The sequence below is a fragment of the Cypionkella sp. TWP1-2-1b2 genome, assembly GCF_049896245.1.
In the GTDB taxonomy this organism is placed as follows: Bacteria; Pseudomonadota; Alphaproteobacteria; order Rhodobacterales; family Rhodobacteraceae; genus Cypionkella.
Genome location: NZ_JAFCTX010000008.1, coordinates 15,748 through 42,442, shown reverse-complemented (window position 1 = coordinate 42,442; position 26,695 = coordinate 15,748). Strand labels below are relative to the sequence as shown.

Below are 26,695 nucleotides of genomic sequence, written 5' to 3'. Positions count from 1 at the left end.
CGCTGTCGCTTCGGTCATTCTCTGCGCCGCCCCGGACATGATCCGGGGTCTTATGGGTTGCGGCGGGTTGCGGCCCCGGGTCGGGTCAGGGGCGGCGGCGGTGGGGTGTTGCGGGGCGTTCGGGGTAGCGCGCGCTGGGTTGGGGTTACTTAAACCTTTCCGATTTAGAACTGCCTTCAGACAAGCGCGATCCGACGGGTTGGTTGGGGTCGGGAAGATAGGAGCTTTGACGCATGGTGTTCGATTTTCTGAAGCGCGCGCCTAAGGTGGTGCCGGAAAAGAAGGCCTCGGCCACCGGACGCGTGGTGGCTTGGGGTGGCTCGGGCCGGGTGGCGTGGAGCCCGCGGGATTTGGTTTCGCTGGCGAAGGCCGGGTTTCAGGGTAATCCGATGGGGTTTCGCGCGGTCAAGCTGATCTCGGAAGCGGCCTCGGCACTGCCGTTGGTTTTGCAGGATGATACGCGTCGCTATGACAGCCATCCGGTGCTGGATCTGATCCGCCGCCCGAATGGGGCGCAGGGGCGGGCGGAGTTTCTGGAAGCGGTGTATGGGCATCTGCTGCTGTCGGGGAACGCTTATATCGAGGCGGTGCCGGGGGCGGGTTCAGTGCCCGGTGAGTTGCATGTGCTGCGCTCGGATCGGATGTCGCTGATACCTGGCGCCGATGGTTGGCCGGTGGCATATGATTATTCGGTGGGCGGGCGAACGCACCGTTTTGCGATGACGCCAGAGCTGCAACCGATCTGCCATATCAAGACTTTTCATCCGTCGGATGATCACTATGGTTTCAGCCCGTTGCAGGCGGCGGCGGTGGCGATTGATGTGCATACCTCGGCGTCAGCCTGGTCAAAGGCGCTGTTGGATAACGCGGCGCGGCCTTCGGGGGCGATTGTTTACAAGGGCGCGGATGGGCAGGCGCAGCTTTCCACCGATCAGTATGATCGTCTCGTGAGTGAAATGGAGATGCACCATCAGGGCGCGCGCAATGCGGGGCGGCCGATGTTGCTGGAGGGCGGGCTTGATTGGAAACCGATGGGGTTCTCGCCCTCGGATATGGAGTTCCAGCAGACCAAAGAAGCGGCGGGGCGCGAGATTGCCACGGCTTTCGGGGTGCCGCCGATGCTGATGGGGATACCGGGGGATGCGACTTATTCGAATTATCAGGAGGCGAACCGGGCGTTTTACCGGCTGACGGTGCTGCCACTGGTCGCGCGGGTGACGGCGGGGATTTCGCATTGGCTGTCGACGTTTACCGGGGAGTTGGTGGAATTGCGGCCTGATCTGGATCAGATCCCGGCGCTGGCGGTTGAACGTGATCAACTGTGGGCGCGGGTGGGGGCTGCGGCTTTCCTGACCGAAGTGGAAAAGCGCATCCTGCTGGGTCTGCCGCGCATGCAGGAGGGCGAATGACGCCGCCGCGCAAACCGTCTGACGGCTCGCGTTATCTTTATGACAGTTTCGATGCCGCAGCCGCGCGGATTGAGGCGAATGAGCGTGTGGCCGAGGAGCGTTGGGCGGCGCTCGATTATCGCTTGGGCCAGATTGATGCGGTGCTGGAGCGGCTGGAGAAGCGGATTTGGGTCGGGGTTTATGGGGTCGCGGCGTTCTTGCTGGCCCAGATGGCCGAGGCTGTGATGCAGGCGGCGACGAAATGAGGGGGATGCGATGAATTGGAAAATGCAGGGCGCACCGGAGTGCAAGTTTCAGCAGGCTGAGACGCGGCTGGTGGTGACGGATGGCAGCCGGGTTGAAGGCTACGCCAGCCTGTTTGGCAAACGCGATCAGGGCGGCGATGTGGTGCAGAAGGGGGCTTATGCGGCCAGTCTTGCACGGCTGATCGGCCAAGGCCGTGCGGTGAAAATGTTGTGGCAGCATGATCCGACCCAGCCGATTGGGGTCTGGGACGAGGTGCGCGAGGATGCGGTGGGCCTTTGGGTCAAGGGCCGCATCCTGCCGGAAGTTGATAAGGGCCGCGAGGCGGTGGCCCTGCTGGCGGCGGGGGCGATTGACGGATTGTCGATCGGCTACCGCACCGTCAGAGCGGAACGCGATGGCAAAGGCCAGCGGCTTTTGTCCGAGCTGGAGCTGTGGGAAGTCTCGCTTGTGACCTTCCCGATGCTTCCCGAGGCGCGGGTTTCGGCAAAGGGCGAAAGCCAAGATGTCGATACCTGGCGCAGCATGGTGCAGCTTTTTGATGATGCGCGCCAATCCCTGAGCGCGCGCAGCTAGCCGCTTTTCACCACACACCCTTACAAACAGAATGGGGAAACCAAGATGACCGAGACAAAGGCTCGGGCCGGTGGGGCTATGCCTGCCGCCCAAAGCGAGACTGCATATCCGGGCGCGGAAGTGAAAACCGCTATGGCTGGGTTTCTGAACGCATTCAAAGGCTTTCAGGACGATGTGAAACAATCACTTCAACAACAGGACGAAAGATTGACCATGCTGGATCGCAAACAAATGACCTATGCCCGCCCCGCTTTGTCGGCCTATGCCGAGTTGGACGTGCCGCACAAGAAGGCGTTCGGTGCCTATCTGCGCTCGGGTGATGATGACGGCCTGCGCGGCCTTGTGCTGGAAGGCAAGGCGATGTCGAGCGCCGTGGCTGCCGATGGTGGCTATCTGTTGGACCCGCAAACGGCGGATTCTATCCGCTCGATGCTGGTGTCCACGTCTAGCCTGCGGGCGATTGCTAATGTGGTGCAGATTGATGCGACCTCGTTTGACGTGTTGATTGACCGTTCCGAAGTTGGTTCCGGTTGGGCGACTGAGGTGGCTGCGACGGCGGAGACGGCGACCCCGACCATTGAGCGCATCTCGATCAAGCTGCATGAGCTGTCGGCGATGCCGAAAGCTTCGCAGCGCTTGCTGGATGACAGCGCGTTTGATGTTGAGGGCTGGCTGGCTGGCAAGATTGCGACTCGGTTCATCCGCGCTGAGGCTTCGGCGTTTATCAATGGCACCGGCGTCGATCAGCCGAAGGGGATTTTGCTGCCGACCAAGGTCGCCAATGCGTCCTGGACTTGGGGCAACTTGGGTTACATCCCCACCGGCGCTGCGGCGGATTTCGCGCCGACCAACTCGGTCGATTGCATCATCAGTCTGGTCTATGCGCTGACCGCTGACTACCGGGCGAATGCGAGTTTCATCATGAACTCGAAAACCGCAGGGGCGGTGCGCAAGATGAAGGATGCCGATGGCCGCTTCATGTGGTCGGACGGTCTGGCTGCTGCCGATCCGTCGCGGCTGATGGGTTATCCGGTGCTGATCTGCGAGGACATGCCGGATATTGCGGCGAACGCCTATGCGATTGCGTTCGGCGATTTCAAATTGGCTTACACGATTGCCGAGCGGCCTGACTTGCGGATTTTGAGCGACCCGTTCTCGGCCAAGCCGAACGTGCTGTTCTATGCAAGCAAGCGTGTTGGTGGCGATGTCACCGATTTTGCGGCGATCAAACTTCTGAAAATCGCGGTTTCCTAAGGGTTTAGCGATTGCCCGGTCCCTATGGGGGCCGGGTTTTGGGGCCGTTGGCAAGGGATTGGGGCGATGATGTTGACGGAAATCACCAGCGTGCTGGCGGGGTCTTTGCCGGTGCAGGCGTTGAAGGATCATTTGCGGCTGGGGTCGGGGTTTGCCGATGATGGCATGCAGGATGGGCTGATTGAGGGCTATCTGCGCGCGGCGATGGCGGTGATCGAGGGGCGGATTGGCAAGGTTTTGCTGGCGCGGCGGTTCCGGTTGACGCTGGAAGATTGGCGGGCGCGCGGCGAGCAGGCTTTGCCGGTGGCTCCGGTCAGCGCGCTGATCTCGGTGACGCTGGTGGATGTGAATGGCGGGTCTTCGGTGGTGGCGGTGGATCGCTACCGTCTGGTGCAGGACACCCATCGCCCCAAGCTGATCGCGGCGGGGGTGTTGTTGCCGAACGTGCCGACGGATGGCCGGGCCGAGGTGGTGTTTGACGCAGGGTTTGGCGCGGCTTGGGGATCGGTGCCGGTCGATCTGGCGCAGGCGGTGCTGCTGCTGGCATCCGAGTTTTACGAGAACCGGCATGATCTGGGGCAGCGCGTGGCGGGGTTGCCGCTGGTGGTGCAGGCGCTGATCGAGCGCTGGCGGACGGTGCGGGTTTTGGGCGGGGGGCGGCATGAGCGGGGTGCGGCTTTCGCGCAAGCTGGTGCTGGAAGCGCCGCAGAATGTCGCCGATGGCGCGGGCGGGTTTGCGCGGGGTTGGGTGGTGTTGGGGACGTTGTGGGGCGAAGTTCAGCCCGGATCGGGGCGCGAGATGGCGGGGGTCGAGGTGGTTTTGGCACAGGTTCCCTACAAGATCACCGTGCGTGGTGCGCCTGTGGGCAATCTGCGGCGACCGAAGCCCGAGCAGCGGCTGCGCGACGGCACCCGTGTGTTCACCATTCTGGCTGTGACCGAGCATGATCAGGACGCGCAATATCTGACCTGTTTCGCGCGTGAGGAGACCCCAACATGAGCTATCAGGCAGCGGCGGCGTTACAGTCGGCAGTCTTTGCGCGGCTGGCGGGGTTTGCGGGATTAAGCGGCGTCAGCATCGTTGATGCGATGCCTGCGGGAACGGCGCCGGGGACGTTTGTGTTGATCGGGCCAGAGCAGGTTATTGATCAGTCTGACAAGTCAGGCGGCGGCGCGGAGCATCGTTTCGAGATTGCGGTGATCAGCGATGCCAGTGGGTTTTTGACCGCAAAGCAGGTGGCGGGGGCGGTGTCGGCTGCGCTGGTTGGTGCGGCTTTGACGCTGACCACCGGGCGGCTGGTGTCGATTCAGTTCCTGCGGGCCTCTGCGCGGCGGCTGGAGGCGGGCGATACGCGACGGATTGATATGACGTTCCGGGCGCGGATCGAGCTTTGACATTTTGGCCCTTTGGGGCGGCAATAGGAGATGGTTATGGCAGTGCAGAATGGCAAAGACCTGCTGATCAAGGTCGATATGGTGGGCGATGGCAGCTTTGTGACGGTGGCGGGGCTGCGGGCGACGCGGATCAGTTTCAATGCGGAAACCGTCGATGTGACCAGCCTTGAAAGTGCGGGTGGGTGGCGTGAATTGCTGGCGGGGGCGGGGGTGAAGACGGCTTCAATCTCGGGCTCGGGGGTGTTCCGCGATGCGACGACCGATGCACGGGCGCGGCAGATTTTCTTTGATGCCGAGATGCCGCTGTTTCAAGTGGTGATCCCCAGCTTTGGCGTGGTGCAAGGCGCGTTCCAGATCACCGCGATTGAATATGCCGGCAGCCATAATGGTGAGGCGACCTATGAGATGACGCTCGCCTCGGCCGGGGCTTTGACCTTTACGGCGCTGTGATGGCGAACGCTTTTGCAGGTGAGGTGGCGATTGTGCTGGATGGCGTGGCGCATGTCGCCAAGCTGACCTTGGGCGCATTGGCCGAGTTGGAAGGCGCTTTGCAGGCCGGATCGCTGGTTGAGATGGTAGAGCGGTTTGAGTCTGGCAAGGTTTCCACGCGTGACGTGCTGGCGCTGATCGTGGCTGGCTTGCGCGGTGGCGGTTGGCAGGGCACGGCAGAGCATCTGCGCACGGTGGAAATTGGCGGTGGCCCGGTCGAGGCGGCACGGGCTGCGGCGGAACTGCTGGCACGGGCGTTTGCTTTGCCTGGGGACGCATGAAAATCGTCCCGACTAACGGGATAGATTGGCCGGGGTTGATGCGGGCCGGGATGGGCGAGTTGCGGCTGACGCCTGCGGTGTTCTGGGCGCTGTCGCCCGTCGAGTTAAGGATCATGCTGGGGGCGGAGGCAGCGACGCCGCCCCTGACTCGGGCGCGGCTGGAAGAATTGGCCGCCGCTTATCCAGATTTCACAAAAGGGGCGGGCGATGGCGACGGTAGAGGAGTTGCAGGACCAGATAGCGGCACTTGAGGCCACGCTTTCCGGCACCACCGGCATGGTCGGCGCGTTTGAGGGTGAGCTGTCGCGGATGCGGGAAACCATGATGTTCACCGGGCGCGAGGTGAACGTGCTGTCGAGCGGCATTGGCGGCGGGTTGCGCCGCGCCTTTGACGGGCTGGTGTTTGATGGGGCCAAGCTGTCGGACGCTTTGAAATCGGTGGCGAAATCTTTGGCCGACACGGTTTACGGTATCGCGATGAAGCCTGTGCAGAACGCTTTGGGCGGGGCGATAGCCTCGGGGCTGAGCGGGCTGTTGGGCGGGATGATGCCGTTCGAGAAGGGCGGTAGTTTCGCCCAAGGCCGGGTGATGCCGTTCGCCAAGGGCGGCGTCGTTGCCCAAGCCACGCCGTTTGCGATGCGCGGCGGGCAGGGGTTGATGGGCGAGGCGGGGCCGGAGGCGATCATGCCTTTGGCGCGCGGCGCGGATGGGCGGCTTGGGGTGCAAAGCGCGGGCGGGCGGGCGGTGACGGTGGTGATGAACATCACCACGCCGGATGTGCAGGGCTTTCAGCGCAGCCAGAGCCAGATCGCCGCACAAGCACAGCGCATGCTGTCGCGCGGCCAACGCAATCGGTGAGGATAGAATATGGCATTTCACGACATCAGATTTCCAGCGAGCGTCAGCTTTGGCTCGCAAGGCGGGCCAGAGCGGCTGACCGAGATTGTCACCCTCGCCAATGGTTTTGAGGAACGCAATACGCCGTGGGAGCATTCTCGGCGGCGCTATGACGCGGGGTTTGGGCTGCGCAGTCTGGAGGATGTGGATACGTTGCTGGCGTTTTTTGAGGCGCGCCGCGCGCGGTTGCATGCGTTTCGCTGGAAAGATTGGTCGGATTATAAGTCGTGTGGTGCGAATGGGGTGATTGCTGAAACCGATCAGTTGATAGGGATTGGTGATGGGGTAACGCTGACGTTTGCGTTGAATAAGACCTATCTTTCGGGGACCGCCAGCTATGTGCGCCCGATTGCGAAACCCGTGGCAGGCACGATGATAGTGGCGATTGCCAATGATCCGAAAGTAGAGGGACTGGAGTTCAGCGTCAATGCGGCGACCGCGATCGTTACTTTCATCAGCCCGCCTGATATCGGGGCGTTGATCACGGCGGGCTATGAGTTTGACGTGCCGGTGCGGTTTGATGCCGATGTGATCAAAGCCTCGGTGGCCTCGTTCCGCGCGGGCGACGTGCCGAACGTGCCGATTGTCGAGGTGCGGGTATGACCGCGCGGCAGGCGTTGCTCGATCATCTGGGGCAGGGCGTCACGACGGTGTGCCGGACGTGGCTGGTTCTGCGCCGCGATGGTGTGCAGTTTGGTTTCACCGACCATGACCTTGATCTCGGCTTTGACGGCCATCTGTTCAAAGCCAGTTCCGGGATGACCGCGCGCACTTTGCAGCAGACCACGGGGCTGTCGGTTGATAACTCGGAAACCGTCGGTGCGTTGTCGGATGCGGCGGTTGAGGAAACCGATCTGATTGCAGGCCGTTTTGATGGCGCGGAAGTGCGGACTTGGTTGGTGAATTGGGCCGATCCTGCCCAACGGATTGAGCAGTTTCGCGGCAATCTGGGCGAGATTTCCCGTGCAGGTGGGGCGTTCAAGGCCGAATTGCGCGGGTTGACCGACCGTTTGAACCAACCGCAGGGGCGGATTTTTCAGCGCACCTGCACGGCGGTGCTGGGTGACGCGCGTTGCAAGGTTGATCTGGCAGCGCCGGGGAATTTTGCTGCGACCAGCATTGCGGGCTTTGATGCGCTGAACCGTGTGATCTTCACGGGGCTTGGCGCTTTCGCAGATCACTGGTTTGAACGCGGGCGCTTTGTTGTGATTTCGGGTGCCGCTGCGGGGTTGGTGGGGGCGATCAAGTTTGATCGGGTGTCAGGCATGCAACGCATCGTTGATCTGTGGCACGATCTGGGTGCGCAAATCGCTATTGGCGATCAGGTGCGGCTTGAGGTGGGCTGTGACCGGATGTCCACCACCTGCCGCGCGAAATTCGCCAACTTCGCCAATTTTCGTGGCTTTCCGCATATTCCGGGCGAGGATTGGCTTGCGTCTTATCCGGTCAGCAGCCGCGCCAATGACGGCGGGAGTCTAGGGCGATGACCCCTGCGCTGATCGTCAGCACGGCACGGACATGGATCGGCACGCCCTATCTGCATCAGGCCAGCGTGAAAGCGGCGGGCGCGGATTGTCTGGGTTTGATCCGGGGGGTGTGGCGTGAGGTTATTTGCGCCGAGCCGGAAAGCATCCCGGCCTATTCGCAGGACTGGTCGGAACCTTCAGGCCGCGAAGACCTGATGGCGGCGGCCCGGCGCTGGCTGGTCCAGAAAGACAGCTCAGATGAAGCCCCCGGCGATGTTTTGCTGTTTCGGATGCGCTCGGATGCTGTCGCCAAGCACCTTGGCATCACGGCGCATATCGGGCCAACCGCCAGTTTCATCCATGCCTACACCGGTCACGGCGTCATCGAAACGGCGCTCAGCGATCCATGGCGGCGCAAGATTGCCGCGCGATTTGAATTTCCTTTAGGAGCCTGAACATGGCCACGATCCTTCTCTCTGCCGTTGGTGCCTCGCTGGGCGCAGGTTTTGGCGGCACCGTGCTCGGCCTGTCGGGTGCCGTGATCGGGCGCGCCATTGGGGCCACGGTGGGGCGGGTGATCGACCAGAAACTGCTGGGCGCGGGCTCCGAGGCCGTCGATGTCGGCAGGATGGACCGCTTTCGGGTGATGGGGGCAAGCGAGGGTGCGGCCGTTCCGCGTATCTGGGGCAGGGTGCGGGTGTCGGGTCAAGTGATCTGGGCCAGCCGATTTCAGGAAAATGTCGTGCGTTCGGGCGGCGGCAAGGGCACCCCGAAACCCTCCAGCAATAGTTTCAGCTATTCGGTCAGCCTCGCAGTTGCTCTATGCGAAGGCGAGATCACCCGTGTCGGGCGGGTGTGGGCGGATGGCAATGAAATCGCGCCGGAAAGCCTGAACCTGCGGGTCTACAAAGGCGATGAGGCGCAACTGCCCGATCCGAAGATTGAGGCGGTTGAAGGCGCAGGCCTCGCCCCCAGCTATCGCGGCACCGCCTATGTGGTGATCGAGAACCTCGATCTGGGTAAGTTCGGCAACCGCGTGCCGCAATTCTCGTTCGAAGTGGTGCGTGCCGCGCAAAGCCCTGTTGCCGATGCGCATCCGGGCCTGTCCAAGATCATCCCGGGTGTCTGCCTGATCCCCGGAACCGGCGAATATGCCCTTGCCACCACCCCGGTGCATTTCACCTACGGCAAAGGCAGCAACCGGTCGGCCAATGTCAATTCTGCCACCGGCAAGACCGATTTTGCCGCCTCGCTTGAGCAGCTAACCGAGGAACTTCCCAATGCAAACGGCGTTTCTTTGGTGGTGGCGTGGTTTGGCAATGATCTGCGCTGCAGCACTTGCCTTGTGCAACCGAAGGTCGAACAGAAGCAATATGATGGCCAACCAATGCCGTGGAAGGTCTCCGGCCTGACGCGGGCGGCGGCTCTGGAACTGCCAAAGCTGGACGGCGCTACGGTTTACGGCGGCACCCCTGCGGATCAATCGGTGGTCGAGGCCGTCAAGGCGTTGAACGTGGCGGGCAAGGCTGTCACCTTTTACCCGTTTATTTTGATGGATCAATTGCCAGGCAATACTCTGCCCGATCCGTGGAGCACCGCGACCTCGCAGTCGGTTCTGCCGTGGCGGGGGCGCATCACCCTGAACCGCGCGCCGGGGCAATCCGGCACCACAGACCGCACCGCTACAGCTGCTGCCGAGGTGGCAGCGTTCTTCGGCACCATCGCCCCCGCACATTTCACCATCACCGGTGAGACCGTCAGCTATTCCGGTCCCAGTGAATGGTCATATCGCCGCTTCGTGCTGCACTATGCCAACCTGCGCAAAGCGGCAGGCGGGGTTGCCGCGTTCTGCATCGGCACCGAGTTGCGCAGCCTGACCCAAATTCGCGGCGCGGGCGACAGCTTCCCCACCGTCATCGCGCTGCGCCAACTTGCCGCCGAGGTGAAAGCCATCCTCGGCCCCACCACCAAGATCACCTATGCCGCCGATTGGTCCGAGTATTTCGGCTATCATACCGCTAATAACCTCTACTTCCACCTCGACCCGCTTTGGGCAGACCCCGCCATCGACTTCATCGGCATCGACAATTACATGCCGCTGTCGGATTGGCGCGATGGCGAAGCCCATCTCGATGCCGCTTGGGGTGACATTCACAACACCGAATACCTGCGCAGCAACATTGCGGGCGGCGAAGGCTTTGAATGGTATTACGCCACCCCTGCCGATCAGGCCGCCCAAATCCGCACGCTGATCACCGATGGCGCTTATGGCGAGCCTTGGGTCTACCGCCACAAAGATCTGCGCAGCTGGTGGTCAAGCTCGCACCACGAGCGCATTGCGGGTCTGCGTGCGGCGACGCCAACCGCCTGGATTGCGGGCTCAAAACCCATCCGCTTCACCGAATACGGCTGCGCAGGTGTGGACAAAGCCACCAACCAGCCCAATGTGTTCCTAGACCCGAAATCGTCGGAATCCGCGCTGCCGAAATACTCCAACGGTCTGCGCGATGACCTGTTGCAACTGTCCTATTACCAAGCGATGCACAGCTACTGGACCGATCCGCAGAACAACCCCGAAGCCTTCCTTTACACCGGACAAATGCTCGATTTCGCCAATTCTCTGGCTTGGGCTTGGGATGCACGGCCGTTCCCGGTCTTTCCCGGCAACAAAGCCCTGTGGTCGGATGCGCCAAACTACGACAAGGGCCATTGGCTGAACGGGCGTGCCTCAAACGAGCCGCTTGCCGCTGTGATTGCCGATATTTGCGATCTGACCGGGATGCAGGAAGTTGACCTAAGCCAAGCCCGTGGCATCGTGCGCGGCTACGCGGTTTCGGACGTGGCCTCGGCCCGCGCAGCACTGCAACCGCTGATCCTCGCCTTCCCAACCGACGTGATCGAGCGCGAAGGTAGCTTGCGCTTCCAGTCCCGCACAGCTCTGAACGCCCAAACCCTTGCACGCGAAACCCTCGCCATCTCGACCGAGATCGACGGCAGTATTGAGCGCACCCGCAGTGCTGACATTGAAACCCCCGAACACATTCGCCTGACCTTCAACGAGGCGGAAACTGATTTCGCCATCTCCACCGTCTCGGCCTCGTTCCCCGACCGCACGGGCGATGTGGTTTCACAATCCGAACTTCCCCTTACCCTGACCGCATCCGAGGCCACCGCGATCGCCGAACGTTGGATGGCCGAAACCCGCGTCTCGCGCGACACCGCCCGCTTTGCCTTGCCGAAATCTCAACTTGCCGTCGGCGTCGGCGACACCGTCAGCATCGCGGGCGAGTTGTACCGCATCGACCGCGCCGAGTTGTCCGAGTTGCAAACCATCGAAGCCGTCCGCGTCGATCCCAACGTCTACGAGCCCGCCGAAATCTCTGTGCCATCGCGCGGTTGGGTGCCATTCCAAGCCACGGTTCCGGTCTTTGCGCTGTTCCTCGACCTGCCGCTTTTGAAAGGCACCGAGATCGAATATGCCCCGCATGTCTGCGTTGCCGCCTCACCTTGGCCCGGTGATGTCGCGGTGTGGAGCGCGATTTCAGACGACAGCTACAGTCTCAACACCACGCTCACTCAACCCGCGATCATCGGCACCACCGAGACAATCCTCAGCGCCGCCGAACCCGGCCTCTGGGATCGCGGTGCGACCCTACGCGTGCGCGTCGAATCCGGCGCACTATCTTCGGTCAGCGAGCTTTCCGTGCTCTCAGGTGCCAATGTTGCCGCCATCGGCGACGGCAGCCCGGAAAACTGGGAGGTATTCCAGTTCGCCAGCGCCATCCTCGTGGCACCTAAAACCTATGACATTTCTTTGCGCTTGCGCGGCCAAGCGGGCACCGACGGCGTGATGCCAGCCACTTGGCCGATCGGCAGCACCTTCGTTCTGCTCAACGATGCCGTCCAACAAATCAATTTGCCACTGTCAGCCCGCGGATTGCCGCGCTTTTACCGCTTCGGCCCCGCCGACAAGGGTTACGACAGCACCGCCACCGTCTTGCTGACCGAAAGCTTTGACGGCGCAGGCCTGCGGCCCTATGCGGTATCACACCTGTCAGCCACCAATCAAACCAGCGGCAACCTCGACATCACTTGGCAACGCCGCACCCGCATCGACGGTGACACCTGGCAATCGCTGGAAGTGCCCTTGGGCGAAGACACCGAGCGTTACAGCATCAAAATCAGCCAAGGCCCCACCACCCTGCGCGAAACCACCAGCTCCGCGCCCGGCTTCAGCTACACCCCAGCGACGCAAACCGCAGACAGCGCCAGCGGAACCGTCACCATCGCCATAGCCCAAATCTCGCAACGCTACGGCAACGGCCCGTTCCAAACCATCACAGCGGCACTTTAACTTGCGCCGCTGCCTTCCCGGCGATCTGTTCGAGGCCGCAAGTCTGCTCGCAGCCTGCAGCGATCCCGCCGCCCTGATCACCCGACTGCTCGATCAAGCCGATGCCGCGCACCGCTACGCCAAACGCTTCGGGCGCGCGCATCCCACTTGGGGCAACGGCAGCCTGATGGCTCGGGCTCTGGCCGAGACCGGCCCGCGCTACAACACCATCCATTCCGAGAGCTTCCTCTCGGCGATCGCTTTGGTCGCGAATCAACTTGCCAGCCGCAAGCGCAGTTCCACCCCGAAGCGCGGCACTGCGGCGAATTAGAATATTCCCGCCCTGGCCCTGTTGCAAACCAACGCCATATGTTAATCTCCCTGCCAGCAGGAGATATATCATGGCCGAAACCAGCGCTAAAATCAGCCCTCTGGATCCCGTTTGGCGCCGCGTGCGCGAGGAAGCCTTCGACATGGTCCGGGCCGAACCCCTGCTCGGTGGCCTGATCCATTCCAGCTTGTTGCACCATCCCAGCCTGGAACGCGCTCTGGCCTATCGTTTCTCGCTGAAACTGGCGTCCGGCGAGATGTCCGAGCAAATCCTGCGCGAAATCGCGGATGAGGCCTATTCCTCTGACCCAGAACTCGGCCAATCCGCCCGCGCTGATGTGACGGCGGTGTTTGACCGTGACCCGGCCTGCCTGCGCTTCATCCAGCCGATCCTGTTCTTCAAAGGCTATCAGGCGATCCAAGCCTACCGCATCGGCCATTGGCTGTGGCAGAATGGCCGCAAGGATATGGCCTATTTCGTGCAGATGCGCGGCTCGGAAGTCTTCGGCGTCGACATCCACCCCAATGCCCGCATCGGCAAAGGCATCATGATCGACCACGCCCATTCCATCGTCATTGGTGAGACCGCCGTGGTCGGCGACAATGTCTCGATGCTGCATTCCGTCACCTTGGGTGGCACTGGCAAAGAAGACGGTGACCGCCACCCCAAGATCGGCGATGGCGTGATGATCGGGGCAGGGGCCAAGGTGCTGGGCAATATCCATGTCGGCCATTGCTCTCGCATCGCCGCCGGTTCTGTGGTGCTGCATGATGTGCCGCACAACACGACCGTGGCAGGTGTTCCCGCCCGCGTCATCGGCGAAGCAGGCTGCGCGCAGCCCTCGGTCACCATGGATCAGCTGATCAACGGCGAACTCTAACGCCACAAATCCCCTAAAACTTATTTAAAATTGTTTCATCTGTTCATAAATATCCCACGGGGTGCGGGGTGTGAAACCCCGCCCGCTGCCACAAGGCGAACCGTGTGAAAAAAAGCCCGTCGAGATCACTCTCGGCGGGCATTCTCTATTCCAGACCTTACGCCAGCATCGCCAGCGGGTTCTCCAGATTGTCCTTGATCGCATTGACCAACAAAGCGCCCAACGCTCCGTCAATCACCCGGTGATCCACCGACAATGTCACCGACATCACCGTGCCCACCACCACAGCGCCATTCTTGACGATGGCCTTGGCCACGCCCGCGCCCACCGCCAAAATCGCGGCATGTGGCGGGTTGATGATCGCATCGAAGTTATCAATGCCGAACATCCCGAGGTTCGAAATCGCAAAGCTGCCGCCCTGATACTCAGCCGGGGCCAGCTTGCGATCCCGCGCGCGTTTTGCCAGATCCTTCATCTCAGCCGACAGGGCCGACAAAGACTTGGCTTCCGCATCGCGCAGCACCGGCGTAAACAGCCCGCCCTCAATCGCCACAGCCACCGCGACATCCGATTTCTTAAACTGCAACACCCGGTCGCCTGCCCAAACCGCATTTGCCGTGGGAACCTGTTGCAGTGCCAAAGCGCAAGCCTTGATCACAAAGTCATTCACCGACAGCTTCACACCGCGCGATTCCAGCTTGGCGTTCAACTCGGCCCGGAACGCCATCAGCGCATCCAACTCGATATCACGCCGCAGATAGAAATGCGGCACGGTTTGCTTGGCCTCGGTCAGACGCGCGGCAATCGTCTTGCGCATCCCGTCCAGCTTTACTTCGGTAAATGGCCGATCCGCATAGGTTTTCAGCACGGTTTCGGTTGAGGGCCCAGCCGCCATTGCCGGAGCAGCAGCCACCTTCGCTTCCGCCACAGGTGCAGCCGCAACCGCAACGGGCGCAGGTGCAGCACCCACTTTGGCCGCTTCAACATCCGCCCGTACGATCCGCCCATGCGGCCCAGACCCCTGAACCGAGGCCAGATCCAACCCCTTCTCCGCCGCAATACGCCGCGCTAAAGGCGAGGCAAACACCCGAGCCCCCGCCGCTTTCGGAGCCGCAGCAGCAACTGGTGCAACAGCCGGAGCCGCAGCAGCAACTGGCGTAACAGCCGGAGCCGCAGCAGCAACTGGCGTAACAGCCGGAGCCGCTGCGGTTGAAGCTGCCGGAGCAACAACCGCATCCGCGCTTTCGCCATCCTCCAGCAACACCGCAATCGCAGTGTTCACCTTCACCCCAGAAGTCCCCTCAGCCACCAGAATCCGGCCAATCACGCCTTCATCCACCGCCTCAAACTCCATCGTCGCCTTGTCGGTTTCAATCTCGGCCAAAATCTGACCGGATTTCACCACATCGCCCTCTTTCACCAGCCACTTCGCCAGTGTGCCTTCCTCCATCGTCGGAGAAAGCGCGGGCATCAGAATCTCAATCGCCATCATCGCCTCCTTAACGGTAGCAAACAGATTTGACGGCGGCGACCACATCAGCGGTCGTCACCAGTGCCAGCTTTTCAAGGTTGGCGGCGTAAGGCATCGGCACATCTTTGCCCGTGCAGGTCACAACAGGCGCGTCGAGATAATCAAACGCCCGCTGCATGATCGTGCTGGCCAGATGATCGCCAATTGACCCCACTGGGAAGCCTTCTTCCACCGTCACGCAACGATTGGTTTTCTGCACCGATGCAAGCACCGTATCGTAATCAATCGGACGCAAGGTGCGCAGATCAATCACCTCAGCCGAAATGCCATCTTTTGCAAGCAAATCAGCGGCTTCCAGCGCATACTTCATGCCAATGCTGAACGACACAATGGTCACATCCGTGCCTTCGCGCCAAATCCGCGCCTTGCCGAACGGAATGGTGAAATCCGGCAGATCGGGCACCTCGAAAGACTGCCCATACATGATCTCATTCTCAAGGAAGATCACCGGGTTCGGATCGCGAATTGCCTGCTTCAACAAACCCTTAGCGTCGGACGCCGCATAGGGCATCACCACGCGCAGACCCGGAATAGCCGCATACCATGCCGCGAAATCCTGGCTATGCTGTGCGCCCACGCGTGCAGCCGCGCCATTGGCACCCCGAAACACAATCGGGCACCCAAGCTGGCCGCCCGACATATAATTGGTCTTCGCCGCAGAATTAAGAATGTGATCAATGGCTTGCAGCGCGAAGTTAAACGTCATGAACTCGACGATCGGGTTCAAACCGCCCCAAGCTGCCCCCACCGCGATGCCGGTAAAGCCCATTTCGGTGATCGGCGTGTCAACCACACGTTTCGCGCCAAATTCCGCCAGCAGGCCTTGCGAGATTTTGTAAGCGCCCTGATACTCGCCCACTTCCTCGCCCATCAGCATTACGTTCGGATTGGCGCGCATTTCTTCCGCCATCGCCTCACGCAAAGCTTCGCGCACCGTCATTGTCTTCATCGGCGTGCCCTCTGGCCAATCCGCCGAGGCTTTCGATACCACCGCAACCGAGGCCGCAACCACTGCCGCAGCGGCAACCACCGCCGGGGCAGCCACAGCAGTGACCGGAGCCGCTACAGCAACCGCCGCCACCGGGGCAGGCGCTGCATCAGCCGACTCGCCAGCCTCCACCAGCACCATGATCGCGGTGTTCACCTTGACCCCAGAAGTCCCCTCAGCCACCAGAATCCGGCCTACAATGCCCTCATCCACCGCCTCAAACTCCATCGTCGCCTTGTCCGTCTCAATCTCGGCAATGATCTGCCCAGATTTCACAACATCGCCTTCCTTGACCATCCACTTGGCCAAAGTGCCTTCTTCCATCGTCGGAGAAAGCGCCGGCATCAATACTTCGGTTGCCATGGTGTTCCCCCTCAGGCGTAAATATCGGTCCAAAGCTCAGCGAGTGCGGGCTCCGGGCTGGCCTTGGCGAACTCGGCGCTCGCGTTCACAACGTCCTTGATCGACTTATCAATCGCCTTCAGCTCCTCATCCGAGGAAAGCCCGGCGCTGAGCAGCAGATCGCGGACATGTTCGATGGCATCCTTTTCGGATTTCATCTTCTCGACCTCTTCGCGCGTGCGATATTTTGCCGGGTCCGACATCGAATGGCCCCGATAGCGATAAGTCATCATCTCCAGAATATACGGGCCCTTACCGGCCCGGCAATGTGCCACGGCCTTCGCCCCGGCTTCTTTCACCGCCAGCACATCCATGCCATCGACCTGCTCACCCGGAATGCCGTAAGCCAGACCGCGCCCAAACAAGGTCTCGGATTTGGTCGAGCGCGCCTGCGAGGTGCCCATCGCGTAGTGGTTGTTCTCAATGACAAAAATCACCGGAAGCGCCCAGAGTTCCGCCATGTTATAAGTCTCATAGACCTGGCCTTGGTTCGCCGCGCCATCACCGAAATAAGTAAAGGTCACATTGTCATTGCCCTTATACTTGTCGGCAAACGCCAGCCCCGCACCCAAAGGCACTTGTGCGCCGACAATGCCATGCCCGCCGTAGAAATGCTTCTCGCGGCTGAACATATGCATCGAGCCGCCCTTGCCCTTCGAGTATCCCCCCGAACGCCCGGTCAACTCGGCCATCACACCATTGGCTTCCATGCCGCAAGCCAGCATATGGCCGTGGTCACGATAGCTGGTGATCCGCTTGTCGCCTTCCTTTGTGCAGGCCTCAAGCCCGACAACCACGGCTTCTTGCCCGATATAGAGGTGACAAAACCCCCCAATCAGACCCATGCCATAAAGCTGCCCGGCCTTTTCCTCGAATCGGCGGATCAGCAGCATCTCGCGGTAGAACTTCAGCAGTTCTTCCTTCGAGACGTTTGATTTCTCTGGGGCTTTTTTTGCAGCCAACTCGGCATCCTCCCGTCACGCTGTTAAGATAGTTTAGTATTAAACCATCTATATCGCATCGAAGAAATAACGCAAAACAGAAAATGCAGCGTGGCAAAAGGGCAGGGCAACCAAGCAAAATCACGCCGCTCAAGCAAGCGGGCCGCGCTTAAGGTCATCCTCTCTGCTCAAATATCCAGACCGGAATGCCAATGCATTCCGGTTAGCCGAAGGCATGCGACACATCGACAAGCCCAGCCTGTCAGAAAAATCCGAATCGCAGAACGCAATTTAGGGTGGGGCTCACCCCGCCGCCCGCTAACGAATGACAACCTCATCGGCGCGCAGATAGCCCAGCACATCGCGCAGTTGTTCATCCAGCAGATCAATGTCGAGATAATCATCCGACAGCCGCTTGGTCAGGTTCTGCATCCGCGCCAGTTCCGCCTGCAACTGATCGCGCTCGGCCCGCAACTCCACCGCTTCGGCATTGATCTGCACCCGGCGGAACACGCCGTAATCGCCTTGAATCGCGGCGAAGGCAAAATAACTTCCCAGCGTGAAGGTGGCCATAAAGAACAACATGCCAGCAAAGGCGGGCCGGGATTGGGTCTGGATCATCTGCGCCTCACCGTCCACCCCTCTGATCGGGGGCAGTTCGTATTATCACTTTGCCACAGCCGCACGGCTTTGTGAATCACAATAATGACGGATGGGCGCAGAGTGAGTCGTCAAACTTCATTTGCCACCCTCAATGATCTCAAACGTGCCATCAAACTGCATGCCTGTGTCAAATTTGGCCGAAAAATCCTGACATGACTTTCCAATCCACTTCACCGGACACAGCCGCGCCGTCACGCTGCCGCGGACCGTGCCATTGTTGATATTCTCAGGATCGCGCATCAACCGATCAATCACCAGCGTCGCACTTTGTCCTTCCGAGCTCATCCGGGGCCCGTCTCGCTTGTCATAGCGAAGAATATCGACCTTGACCGAACCCGCAGCAGGCCCAACCCGCAACACTTTGCCAATGTCTGCAATCACAAACAGCGCCATGCGCTTGGCTTCGGGCTTGCCGGGGGGCAGAGCGCGCATGTGTAATCCGACCACGCCATCCGTCTCACTCGCCCAAACCGAAGCATCCAGCGCCCCGATTGAGAAATCATAGGTCTGCCAGGCCACCGCCTTCTTACCAAGCGTGCCAGAAACGTCGCCCAACAGCCAAGGCCAGCCCTCTGGTGGCGGCATGTAAACATCCTGAGCCGGCGCCGCCCCAACCCAAAGGCTTAACGCCCCACAAAAGGCCAAAGCGGCGCGGCGCATCAGGCCTTGCCCTTGTAGATATCCACCAACTTGCTCAACATCGCCAAAGCATCCTCGCGTTTGCGCTGGAACGAATTGCGCCCGATGATCGAGCCATTGCCGCCGCCATCGCGAATGGCCCGCGCATCATCATAAACCGCATCGACGCCCTTCGAGGCCCCACCCGAGAACACCACAATCCGCCGCCCGGCAAAGCTTGCGTCCATACAATGCTTCACCCGCGCCGCTTGCGTGGCGATATCAATCTGCTCTTTCTCATAGACCTTCTTGGCCTCGGGCAGCATCAGATGATCGGTCGACAGCTTGATCTTGATGATATGCGCGCCGAGCAATGCCGCGATCTGCGCCGCATAGGCCGCCACGTCAATCGCCGTCTCGCCGTCTTTGGTGATCGCTTCGCCGCGCGGATACGACCAGATCACCGTCGCCACGCCCTTGGCAGCCGCCTCGCGCCGCATCTCGACGATTTCTTCATACATATCCAGCTGCATGTCGGAACCGGGATAGATCGTGAAGCCAATCGCCGCACAGCCAAGCCGCAAAGCATCATCGACCGACGCCGTCACCGCCTGATTTTTCCCCGCCGTGTCACTCATCAGCGAGTTCGCCGAGTTCACCTTCAAAATCGTCGGAATCTGTCCGGCAAAAGACTCCGCGCCCGCTTCCAGCATCCCCAAAGGCGAGGCAAAGGCATTCAGTCCGGCGTCAATCGCCAGTTGATAATGGTAATGCGGGTCATAGCCCGCCGGATTGATCGCGAAATTCCGCGCCGGTCCATGCTCAAAGCCCTGATCCACCGGCAGAATGATCATCTTGCCGGTGCCGCCGAGTTTCCCCTCCATCAGCATCCGGCACAGATTGGCCTTCACGCCAGGGGTTTCGCCTTCATAATTGGCAAGAATTTTCTGAACTGCTTTGGTCGCGCGCATCTTATGCTCCATCAGGGAAAGGTCAGTTTCGTGGTAGAAAGGTTCCAAGCGCCGCGCAATATTGGTTGCGCTAACAGGGCTTTACCAGCGCTTTTTCAGGAAGATCCCCGCCATAAAAGCGATCATCCGGCGCGGAGCGAGCCGGGGCGCGAAGGCAAACAGCTTGTTCATGCCGCCCACCACCTTCACGCGGCGCCCATTGTTCATCGCAGCCCAGCCTGCAAGCGCGACACTTTCCGCCGTGGGCAGCGGCAGGCGTGAGATCACCAGCTTCTTCTCAACCTGCGCCGCAGCAAAGAACTGCGTCGCCGTTGGCCCCGGACAAACCGCCGTCACCGTCACCCCCGATCCGCGCAATTCCTCGGCGGCGGCTTCGGACAGGCTGAGCAGATAAGCCTTGGTCGCGTGATACACCGCCATATGCGGCCCCGGCATGAACCCCGCCGTGGACGCCACATTGATGATCCGCCCAGACCCCTGCGCCTTCATATGCGCCGCCGCGCGTTTCAGCAGGATGGTTGCCGCGATCACATTCACCGCAATGGAATCCGCCTCGCGCGGCCAACCTTCGGTATCGGTCAGATCACCATTGTGGCCAAGCCCCGCATTGTTCACCAAAACGCCGATCTGCCGCCCGTCGCTCGCCTGATCCCACAGGCGTTCGACAGCCACCGGATCGGTCAAATCGGCGGGGATAACCTCAACCGCCACATTGTAAGCCCGCCGCAGACTGGTCGCATGGGCCTGCAGCTTATCCACCGAGCGCGCGGTGAGGATCACATCAAAGCCGTCTTTGGCGGCCAAAGTGGCGAATTCTCGCCCCAGCCCCTCGGATGCCCCGGTCACCAATGCCCAGATCGCCATGCCACCCCCCCGCTCTACGCCACGATCATGCAAACTAGCCGCCCCCGACGCCAGTAGAATTCGCACCTGAGCGGGGCTTTCGCGTCTAAGCCGAAAGGGGCGGCCCCGTGACAACCGCCCCCCACGGGCGCAGCCTCTGCGACGCTAAACCGGCAGACGGCCCGAACGCCTGGCGCGCAACCGGCATCAAACATGCAAACGCGCCGGGAGCGAAGCCGCCATCCCAGCGCGTCACAAGGTTAACAGACCGTTACAGCGATCTTATAACTCCTTGATTTACAACAAACAAAAGCCATGTCCACGCGTGGACAGTCAGCCGAGTGCGGCAACCCCCGGCAAAGTCTTGCCCTCCATCCATTCCAGAAACGCCCCACCAGCGGTCGAAATAAACGTGAAATCCTGCGCAGCCCCAGCCTGATTCAAAGCCGCCACCGTATCGCCACCCCCGGCAACCGACACGAGTTTCCCGGCCTTCGTCAACCGAGCCGCAGCCCGCGCCGCCGCATTGGTCGCCGCATTGAACGGTTCAATCTCAAACGCCCCCAGCGGCCCGTTCCAGATCAAAGTCTTGCAGCCCTCAAACACCTTGGTCAGCGCAGCCACCGTCTTCGGTCCCGCATCCAAAATCATCGCATCACTGGGGCAGGCGTTGACCGAAACCGTCTTATTCTCAGCCCCTGCCTTAAACGCCCAAGCCACCACCACATCCACCGGCAGGTGGATCACGCAGCCCGAAGCCTTGGCCTTCTCAACAATCTCCAACGCCGTCGCAGCCATATCCCGCTCGGCCAAAGATTTGCCGACCTCAACGCCTTGGGCGACCAAAAACGTATTCGCCATGCCGCCGCCGATCACCAGATGATCGACCTTACCGACCAGATTGCCCAAGAGTTCCAGCTTGGTGGAAACCTTCGCACCCCCCACAACCGCCACAACAGGCCGCACCGGATCGCCCAACGCCGCTTCCAGCGCCTTCAATTCCGCCTCCATCAACCGCCCCGCCGCCGACGGCAGCAAGGCCGCAATCCCAGCAGTCGAGGCATGCGCGCGGTGTGCAGCCGAAAACGCATCATTCACGAACACATCGCCCAAAGCCGCCATCTCTGCTGCCAAAGCGGGATCGTTCTTTTCCTCACCGCCATGAAACCGGGTATTCTCCAGCAGAACCACATCGCCCTGCGCCGCTTCAGAAATCGCGGCTTTGGCGACATCGCCGACACAATCCGCCCCGAACACAACCTTGCGCCCCAAAGCCGCCTCCAACGCGCCCTTCACATGCGAAAGACTCATCTCCGGCACGACCTTGCCCTTTGGTCGATCAAAATGCGCCAGCAGCACCACTTTCGCCCCGCGTGCGATCAGATCCTCAATGGTCGGCACAATCTTTTCGATCCGCGTCGCATCCGTCACCACGCCGTCTTCCATCGGCACGTTGATATCCACACGGGTCAACACGGTTTTGCCTGCCAGTGCCATATCGTCGATCGTCTTCCAGGCCATTGATGCCTCCATAACTGTTTGCAACTGTTTCCGCCGATCTGACGCATTCGTCAACCTATAGCCCTTTCCCTTCGTGTGCTTCACCGCTACTTTCCGCCCCAGATCAAAATAAGGATGCGCCCCATGGCCGAGATCAAAGACCCGGAAAACACCATCATCATCACCCTGAAAGATGGCGAGGTTGTTCTTGAACTGCTGAATGACATCGCCCCGAAACATGTCGAGCGGATGAAAACCCTTGCGCGTGCAAAGGCTTACGACAACGTCTGCTTTCACCGCGTGATTGACGGCTTCATGGCGCAGACTGGCGATGTCGCCAACGGCAACATGGAAAGCGATTTCAACCTGCGCCGCGCGGGCACGGGCGGCTCGGAACATCCCGATCTGCCAGCCGAGTTTTCCGGCATCCCGCATGACCGTGGCACCATCGGCGCTGCCCGTTCGTCCAGCCCGAACTCGGCCAACAGCCAGTTTTTCATCAACTTTTCTGACAACCACTTCCTGAACCGCCAATACACGGTCTACGGTCGCGTGATCAAAGGCATGGAACATGTCGATAAAATCACCAAGGGCGAACCGCCTGCAAACCCCGATCGCATGATCACCGTGCGGGTGGCTGCCGATGTTGCGTAACATCCTCGCAGCCCTGCTGCTGACCGCCGCACCCGCCTTTGCCGAAGGCGACGGCCCCGGCCCGAACCTGGTGATCGAGGTTTCCGGTGCCGCCAAGGGTGAGATCGTGATTGATCTCGACACCAAAGACGCGCCGAAACACGTCGCCCAGATAGTCGCTTTGGCGCAAAAAGGCGCTTACGATGGCGTGGTGTTTCACCGCGTCATTGACGGTTTCATGGCGCAGACCGGCGATGTGCAATACGGCAAATCCGGCGGCGATACCGGGCAGGCGGGCATGGGCGGCTCTGATATGCCGAACATCCCAGCGGAATTCTCGGCTGTTCCGTTCGAGCGTGGCACCGTCGGGATGGCACGTTCAGCCGATCCTGATTCCGCCAACAGCCAGTTCTTCATCATGTTCGCACCGGGTGATTTTCTGAACGGCCAATATACGGTTATTGGCAAGGTGATCAAAGGCATGGATGTGGTTGACGCCATCCAGCGCGGTGAGCCGCCAGAGACCCCTGATGTGATGACGAAAGTGACCGTGCAGGAATAAGAACATCCGTTCACATCGCACGAACGTTCATTCACAAACAAAAAAGGGGGCCAGAACGGCCGCCTTTTTCACATTCTGCATCAAAGTCTTAGTCCAAAACCACCAAAGCATGCCGCTTCTTGCCTGCGGTCAGCTTCAACGGCTCGGCCAGCATCCCAGCCCCCACGCGCAAACCTGCATCGGTGACCAGTTCGTCATTCATCCGCGCACCACCCTCTTGGATCAGCCGCTTGGCATCCTTGCCCGTAGCCGCCAACCCCGCCCGCACGAACAGCTGCACAACGCCCAAACCCTCGGCCAATTCCGCAGCCATCACCCGCAACGTTGGCAAATCATCGCCCACGCCGCCCTTTTCAAACACCTCGCGTGCCGTTGCCTCTGCCGCAGCAGCAGCCTCCGCCCCGTGCAGCAACGTCGTCACCGCATTGGCCAAAACGATCTTAGCATCATTGATGGCCGAGCCTGCCAATGCGCCCAAACGGTCACATTCCTCCAGCGGCAATTCGGTATACAGCTTCAGGAATTTGCCCACATCGGCATCCGTAGTATTGCGCCAGAACTGCCAGAACTCGTAGGGCGAATACATATCCGCATTCAGCCAAACCGCGCCGGATTGCGATTTCCCCATCTTCTTGCCGTCCGAAGTGGTCAGCAGCGGCGAGGTCAAACCATAGACCTCATGGTCGATCACCCGGCGCGTCAGATCAACGCCGTTAACGATATTACCCCATTGATCCGAGCCGCCCATCTGCACCAGACAGCCATAACGGCGGTTCAATTCCAGAAAGTCATAAGCCTGCAAAATCATATAGTTGAACTCTAGGAAGCTCAAACTCTGCTCGCGATCCAGTCGCGACTTGACAGACTCAAACGACAGCATCCGGTTGACCGAGAAATGCTTGCCAATGTCGCGCAGGAAACCAAGGTAGTTCAGATCGTCCAGCCATTCGGCATTGTTCACCATCACCGCATCGGTCGCGCCATCACCAAACGTCACATAGGGCGAAAACGCCCGCTTGATCCCGGCAATATTGTCATCAATCTGCGCGTTGGTCAGCAAAGGCCGCTCATCGGCACGGAACGACGGATCGCCCACCTTGGTCGTCCCGCCGCCCATCAGCACAATCGGCTTGCCGCCACATTTCTGCAACCAGCGCAGCATCATGATCTGGATCAGACTGCCGACATGCAACGATTTCGCCGTCGCATCAAAGCCGATATAGCCCGGCACCACGCCCTTGGCCAAAGCCTCGTCAAGCGCCTGATAATCCGTGCAATCGGCGAGAAAGCCGCGGGTCATCATCACGCGCATGAAATCAGATTTCGGATGGTAGGTCATGGCACACTCATGCTTTAAGGTAGGGCGGGTATAGCGGGCGAGGGGGCCGAGGGGAAGATGGCGAAACAGGGGGCTACTTGGGTTTTGGGCACAATGTCGGGCACCTCGCTTGACGGCGTCGATGCCGCCATGCTGCGCACCGATGGGCATGAGATCTTCGAGTTTGGCCCCGATGCTTACCGTCCCTACACCGCCGCCGAGCAGCAAACCATCCGCAAAGCCTTCGGCCAATGGCCCGGCGATCCAGACGCAGCGAGCGCCGCCGAAGTGGTTGAAACCGCCCATGCCGAGATTCTGGCGCGCTTCTCGGGTGCCGAGATGATCGGCTTTCACGGCCAAACCCTTGCGCATGATCCGGCGCATCGCCGCACCCACCAAGCAGGCAACGGTCAACTTCTGGCAAAGGCGCTAAACTTGCCGGTGGTCTGGGATTTCCGCTCAAATGATGTGCAGATGGGCGGGCAGGGCGCGCCTTTGGCGCCATTCTTCCACTTCGCCTGCGCGCGTTGGATCAAGGCCACCAAGCCCCTCGCCATCCTCAATCTCGGCGGGGTCGGCAACATCACCTGGATCGACCCTAGCCAGCCCAGCCCCGATTCCCCTGGAACGCTGTTGGCTTTTGACACTGGCCCCGCCAACGCCCCAATCAATGATCTGATGCAAATCCGCCTAGGCCAAACCCACGACGAAAACGGCGCTTTGGCCGCAACGGGAAAGGTCGATGAAAAGCTGGTACAAGCCTTCCTCGCGCAAGCCTATTTCCACAAAATCCCGCCGAAGTCGCTCGACCGCAACGACTTTCAGCCGTTCTTCAAGAAAACCCACAAACTCTGCAACGCCGATGCCGCCGCAACCCTCACCGCCATCGCAGCAGCTTGCGTCGTCAAAGCCGCCGAGCATTTTCCCCAGCCCATCACCCGCCTTCTCGTCGCAGGTGGCGGCCGCCACAATGCCACTATGATGGCGCAGATCAGTCAACGCATGAACTGCACCGTAGAACCCATTGAAAGCGCTGGCCTAAACGGCGACATGTTAGAAGCCCAAGCCTTCGCCTATCTCGCCGCCCGCGTCGCCTACGGCTTGCCCACATCTGCCCCCGGCACCACGGGCGTTGCCGCAGCCGTCGGCGGTGGCCAAATCAGCCGCCCGTAAAACCCATCTACAAATTGTGGTGAATTTCGTGTTAACCACAAGTCATTCCCAGCGGGGAAGACACGACGCACCCACCGCTACTTCCCCGCCGCCCGCGCTTGACGCACCATCGACACCGTGTAAATCACCAGCGCCACCCAAATCATCGGAAACGCAATCATCTTGCCGCGCCCGAACGGCTCGCCAAACACGAACACCGCCGTCAGGAAAATCATCGTCGGCGCGATATACTGCATGATGCCAATCGTCGACAGCCGCAGCAATTTCGCGCCATTGGCATAGACCATCAGCGGCACTGCTGTGACTAAGCCACAAGACAGCAGCAGCACAGTATCCGAAGTCACCCCCGCCATGAAATGACTGCGCCCTGTCGCTTGCGCCCAGATCACATAGGCCAGCGCAAATGGCAGCAGGATCAGCACCTCTAGGAAAAACCCTTGGTTCGGGCCAATCGGCAGCGATTTCTTCAGATACGCATAAATCCCCCAAGTCACCGTCAGACCCAAAGCCACCAGCGGCAGCTTGCCCGCCTCAATGGTCAGCACCAGCACCGCCAAAGCCGCCAGGGCTATCGCGCCTTTCTGCGCGCGGCTTAACCGCTCGCCCAGCAGCACCGCCCCCAGAAACACCGAAAACAGCGGGTTGATGTAATAGCCCAAAGCCGCATCCAGCGCATGGCCAGCCCCAATCGACCAGACATAAATCCCCCAGTTCACCGAGATCAGCGCCGCCGTGGCAAACCCCATCAGCAGCATCCGTGGATTGCGCAATGCCACCCACAAATCAGCCGTGCGCCCGGTCGCCCACAGCACTGCGCCCGCAATCGGAATAGACCAGATCACCCGATGCGCAATCACTTCGGCGGGCGAGATATGCCCCACCGCCTTCATGAAGATCGGCAAAAACCCCCATAGCAAATAGGCGGTCAGCGCGAAACCAAAGCCGCGCAGCGAGTCTTCATTCTTTGGGGGTAAATTTTCCATGCCCTTAGCTATCCC

29 protein-coding genes and 1 pseudogene are annotated in these 26,695 nt (G+C 60.6%); 20 read left to right on the top strand and 10 right to left on the bottom strand.

What is annotated here, in order from left to right:
- Positions 1-233 precede the first annotated feature (233 nt).
- From ACP7AP_RS07090 to cysE, 17 genes and pseudogenes are all read left to right on the top strand, one after another.
- Positions 234-1,409 carry a phage portal protein gene (locus ACP7AP_RS07090; protein WP_426033506.1) on the top strand — a complete coding sequence of 392 codons (1,176 nt, stop codon included), beginning with the start codon at positions 234-236 and terminating at the stop codon, positions 1,407-1,409.
- The gene (locus ACP7AP_RS07085; RefSeq protein WP_426033505.1) at positions 1,406-1,654 is read left to right on the top strand and encodes a GTA head formation protein, RCAP_rcc01685 family; all 249 of its coding nucleotides are present in this window, start codon (positions 1,406-1,408) and stop codon (positions 1,652-1,654) included. Before ACP7AP_RS07090 ends, ACP7AP_RS07085 begins: the two co-directional genes overlap by 4 nt.
- Before the next feature lie 10 nt (positions 1,655-1,664).
- Positions 1,665-2,228 (top strand): HK97 family phage prohead protease, encoded by a 564-nt coding sequence (locus tag ACP7AP_RS07080; protein WP_426033504.1) that lies wholly within the window; start codon positions 1,665-1,667, stop codon positions 2,226-2,228.
- Between the two features lie 45 nt (positions 2,229-2,273).
- Positions 2,274-3,482: a phage major capsid protein gene (locus tag ACP7AP_RS07075; RefSeq protein ID WP_426033503.1), complete on the top strand. Its 1,209-nt coding sequence runs from the start codon at positions 2,274-2,276 to the stop codon at positions 3,480-3,482.
- A gap of 24 nt (positions 3,483-3,506) precedes the next feature.
- A pseudogene (locus tag ACP7AP_RS07070) lies at positions 3,507-4,112 on the top strand (head-tail connector protein); the annotation flags it as partial.
- 31 nt (positions 4,113-4,143) lie between these two features.
- On the top strand, positions 4,144-4,482 hold the full coding sequence (locus ACP7AP_RS07065; RefSeq protein WP_426033502.1) for a head-tail adaptor protein: 339 nt from the start codon (positions 4,144-4,146) through the stop codon (positions 4,480-4,482).
- Positions 4,479-4,877, top strand: coding sequence for a DUF3168 domain-containing protein (locus ACP7AP_RS07060; RefSeq protein WP_426033501.1), 399 nt, complete (start codon positions 4,479-4,481; stop codon positions 4,875-4,877). Before ACP7AP_RS07065 ends, ACP7AP_RS07060 begins: the two co-directional genes overlap by 4 nt.
- Positions 4,878-4,913: 36 nt before the next feature.
- Positions 4,914-5,327 carry a phage major tail protein, TP901-1 family gene (locus ACP7AP_RS07055; protein WP_426033500.1) on the top strand — a complete coding sequence of 138 codons (414 nt, stop codon included), beginning with the start codon at positions 4,914-4,916 and terminating at the stop codon, positions 5,325-5,327.
- A complete protein-coding gene (locus tag ACP7AP_RS07050; RefSeq protein ID WP_426033499.1) occupies positions 5,327-5,647 on the top strand; it encodes a gene transfer agent family protein in 321 nt (106 codons plus the stop codon). The genes ACP7AP_RS07055 and ACP7AP_RS07050 overlap by 1 nt, the downstream gene beginning before the upstream one ends.
- Entirely contained in the window at positions 5,644-5,898 is a 255-nt protein-coding gene (locus ACP7AP_RS07045; RefSeq protein ID WP_426033498.1) for a rcc01693 family protein, read from the top strand. The genes ACP7AP_RS07050 and ACP7AP_RS07045 overlap by 4 nt, the downstream gene beginning before the upstream one ends.
- Positions 5,855-6,505 carry a phage tail tape measure protein gene (locus ACP7AP_RS07040; RefSeq protein WP_426033497.1) on the top strand — a complete coding sequence of 217 codons (651 nt, stop codon included), beginning with the start codon at positions 5,855-5,857 and terminating at the stop codon, positions 6,503-6,505. Before ACP7AP_RS07045 ends, ACP7AP_RS07040 begins: the two co-directional genes overlap by 44 nt.
- A gap of 9 nt (positions 6,506-6,514) precedes the next feature.
- Entirely contained in the window at positions 6,515-7,147 is a 633-nt protein-coding gene (locus tag ACP7AP_RS07035) for a phage distal tail protein, Rcc01695 family (protein ID WP_426033496.1), read from the top strand.
- On the top strand, positions 7,144-8,031 hold the full coding sequence (locus ACP7AP_RS07030; protein WP_426033495.1) for a DUF2163 domain-containing protein: 888 nt from the start codon (positions 7,144-7,146) through the stop codon (positions 8,029-8,031). Before ACP7AP_RS07035 ends, ACP7AP_RS07030 begins: the two co-directional genes overlap by 4 nt.
- The gene (locus ACP7AP_RS07025) at positions 8,028-8,465 is read left to right on the top strand and encodes an NlpC/P60 family protein (protein ID WP_426033494.1); all 438 of its coding nucleotides are present in this window, start codon (positions 8,028-8,030) and stop codon (positions 8,463-8,465) included. Before ACP7AP_RS07030 ends, ACP7AP_RS07025 begins: the two co-directional genes overlap by 4 nt.
- A gap of 2 nt (positions 8,466-8,467) precedes the next feature.
- Positions 8,468-12,364, top strand: a complete 3,897-nt coding sequence (locus ACP7AP_RS07020; RefSeq protein ID WP_426033493.1) for a baseplate multidomain protein megatron — start codon at positions 8,468-8,470, stop codon at positions 12,362-12,364.
- 1 nt (position 12,365) lies between these two features.
- Positions 12,366-12,674, top strand: coding sequence for a hypothetical protein (locus tag ACP7AP_RS07015; RefSeq protein ID WP_426033492.1), 309 nt, complete (start codon positions 12,366-12,368; stop codon positions 12,672-12,674).
- A gap of 70 nt (positions 12,675-12,744) precedes the next feature.
- Complete coding sequence (gene cysE, locus ACP7AP_RS07010) at positions 12,745-13,554, top strand: serine O-acetyltransferase (RefSeq protein WP_426033491.1); 810 nt, start codon at positions 12,745-12,747, stop codon at positions 13,552-13,554.
- A 157-nt stretch (positions 13,555-13,711) separates the two neighbouring features.
- On the opposite strand, the gene ACP7AP_RS07005 is transcribed toward cysE, so the two are convergent.
- The 8 genes from ACP7AP_RS07005 to ACP7AP_RS06970 form a co-directional block, all read right to left on the bottom strand.
- Positions 13,712-15,043, bottom strand: coding sequence for a pyruvate dehydrogenase complex dihydrolipoamide acetyltransferase (locus ACP7AP_RS07005; RefSeq protein WP_426033490.1), 1,332 nt, complete (start codon positions 15,041-15,043; stop codon positions 13,712-13,714).
- A 10-nt stretch (positions 15,044-15,053) separates the two neighbouring features.
- Positions 15,054-16,436 (bottom strand): pyruvate dehydrogenase complex E1 component subunit beta, encoded by a 1,383-nt coding sequence (locus ACP7AP_RS07000; RefSeq protein WP_426033489.1) that lies wholly within the window; start codon positions 16,434-16,436, stop codon positions 15,054-15,056.
- An 11-nt stretch (positions 16,437-16,447) separates the two neighbouring features.
- Positions 16,448-17,437 carry a pyruvate dehydrogenase (acetyl-transferring) E1 component subunit alpha gene (gene pdhA / locus ACP7AP_RS06995; RefSeq protein WP_426033488.1) on the bottom strand — a complete coding sequence of 330 codons (990 nt, stop codon included), beginning with the start codon at positions 17,435-17,437 and terminating at the stop codon, positions 16,448-16,450.
- A 297-nt stretch (positions 17,438-17,734) separates the two neighbouring features.
- A complete protein-coding gene (locus tag ACP7AP_RS06990; protein WP_426033487.1) occupies positions 17,735-18,037 on the bottom strand; it encodes an FtsB family cell division protein in 303 nt (100 codons plus the stop codon).
- Positions 18,038-18,154: 117 nt separating this feature from the next.
- Entirely contained in the window at positions 18,155-18,664 is a 510-nt protein-coding gene (locus ACP7AP_RS06985) for a hypothetical protein (protein WP_426033486.1), read from the bottom strand.
- Positions 18,665-18,738: 74 nt separating this feature from the next.
- Complete coding sequence (locus tag ACP7AP_RS06980; protein WP_426033485.1) at positions 18,739-19,668, bottom strand: class I fructose-bisphosphate aldolase; 930 nt, start codon at positions 19,666-19,668, stop codon at positions 18,739-18,741.
- Positions 19,669-19,749: 81 nt separating this feature from the next.
- Positions 19,750-20,532: an SDR family NAD(P)-dependent oxidoreductase gene (locus ACP7AP_RS06975; RefSeq protein WP_426033484.1), complete on the bottom strand. Its 783-nt coding sequence runs from the start codon at positions 20,530-20,532 to the stop codon at positions 19,750-19,752.
- 312 nt (positions 20,533-20,844) lie between these two features.
- Positions 20,845-22,032 carry a phosphoglycerate kinase gene (locus ACP7AP_RS06970; RefSeq protein WP_426033483.1) on the bottom strand — a complete coding sequence of 396 codons (1,188 nt, stop codon included), beginning with the start codon at positions 22,030-22,032 and terminating at the stop codon, positions 20,845-20,847.
- Between the two features lie 123 nt (positions 22,033-22,155).
- Between ACP7AP_RS06970 and ACP7AP_RS06965 the strand changes: the two genes are divergently transcribed.
- Positions 22,156-22,665, top strand: a complete 510-nt coding sequence (locus ACP7AP_RS06965; RefSeq protein ID WP_426033482.1) for a peptidylprolyl isomerase — start codon at positions 22,156-22,158, stop codon at positions 22,663-22,665.
- Positions 22,655-23,206: a peptidylprolyl isomerase gene (locus ACP7AP_RS06960; RefSeq protein WP_426033481.1), complete on the top strand. Its 552-nt coding sequence runs from the start codon at positions 22,655-22,657 to the stop codon at positions 23,204-23,206. Before ACP7AP_RS06965 ends, ACP7AP_RS06960 begins: the two co-directional genes overlap by 11 nt.
- An 88-nt stretch (positions 23,207-23,294) precedes the next feature.
- Here the strand turns inward: ACP7AP_RS06960 and tyrS are convergent, their stop codons facing one another.
- On the bottom strand, positions 23,295-24,545 hold the full coding sequence (gene tyrS, locus ACP7AP_RS06955; protein WP_426033480.1) for a tyrosine--tRNA ligase: 1,251 nt from the start codon (positions 24,543-24,545) through the stop codon (positions 23,295-23,297).
- Between the two features lie 57 nt (positions 24,546-24,602).
- On the opposite strand from tyrS, the gene ACP7AP_RS06950 reads away from it, so the two are divergent.
- On the top strand, positions 24,603-25,697 hold the full coding sequence (locus ACP7AP_RS06950; protein ID WP_426033479.1) for an anhydro-N-acetylmuramic acid kinase: 1,095 nt from the start codon (positions 24,603-24,605) through the stop codon (positions 25,695-25,697).
- 77 nt (positions 25,698-25,774) lie between these two features.
- On the opposite strand, the gene rarD is transcribed toward ACP7AP_RS06950, so the two are convergent.
- Positions 25,775-26,680 carry an EamA family transporter RarD gene (rarD, locus tag ACP7AP_RS06945; protein ID WP_426033478.1) on the bottom strand — a complete coding sequence of 302 codons (906 nt, stop codon included), beginning with the start codon at positions 26,678-26,680 and terminating at the stop codon, positions 25,775-25,777.
- Between the last annotated feature and the right edge of the window lie 15 nt (positions 26,681-26,695).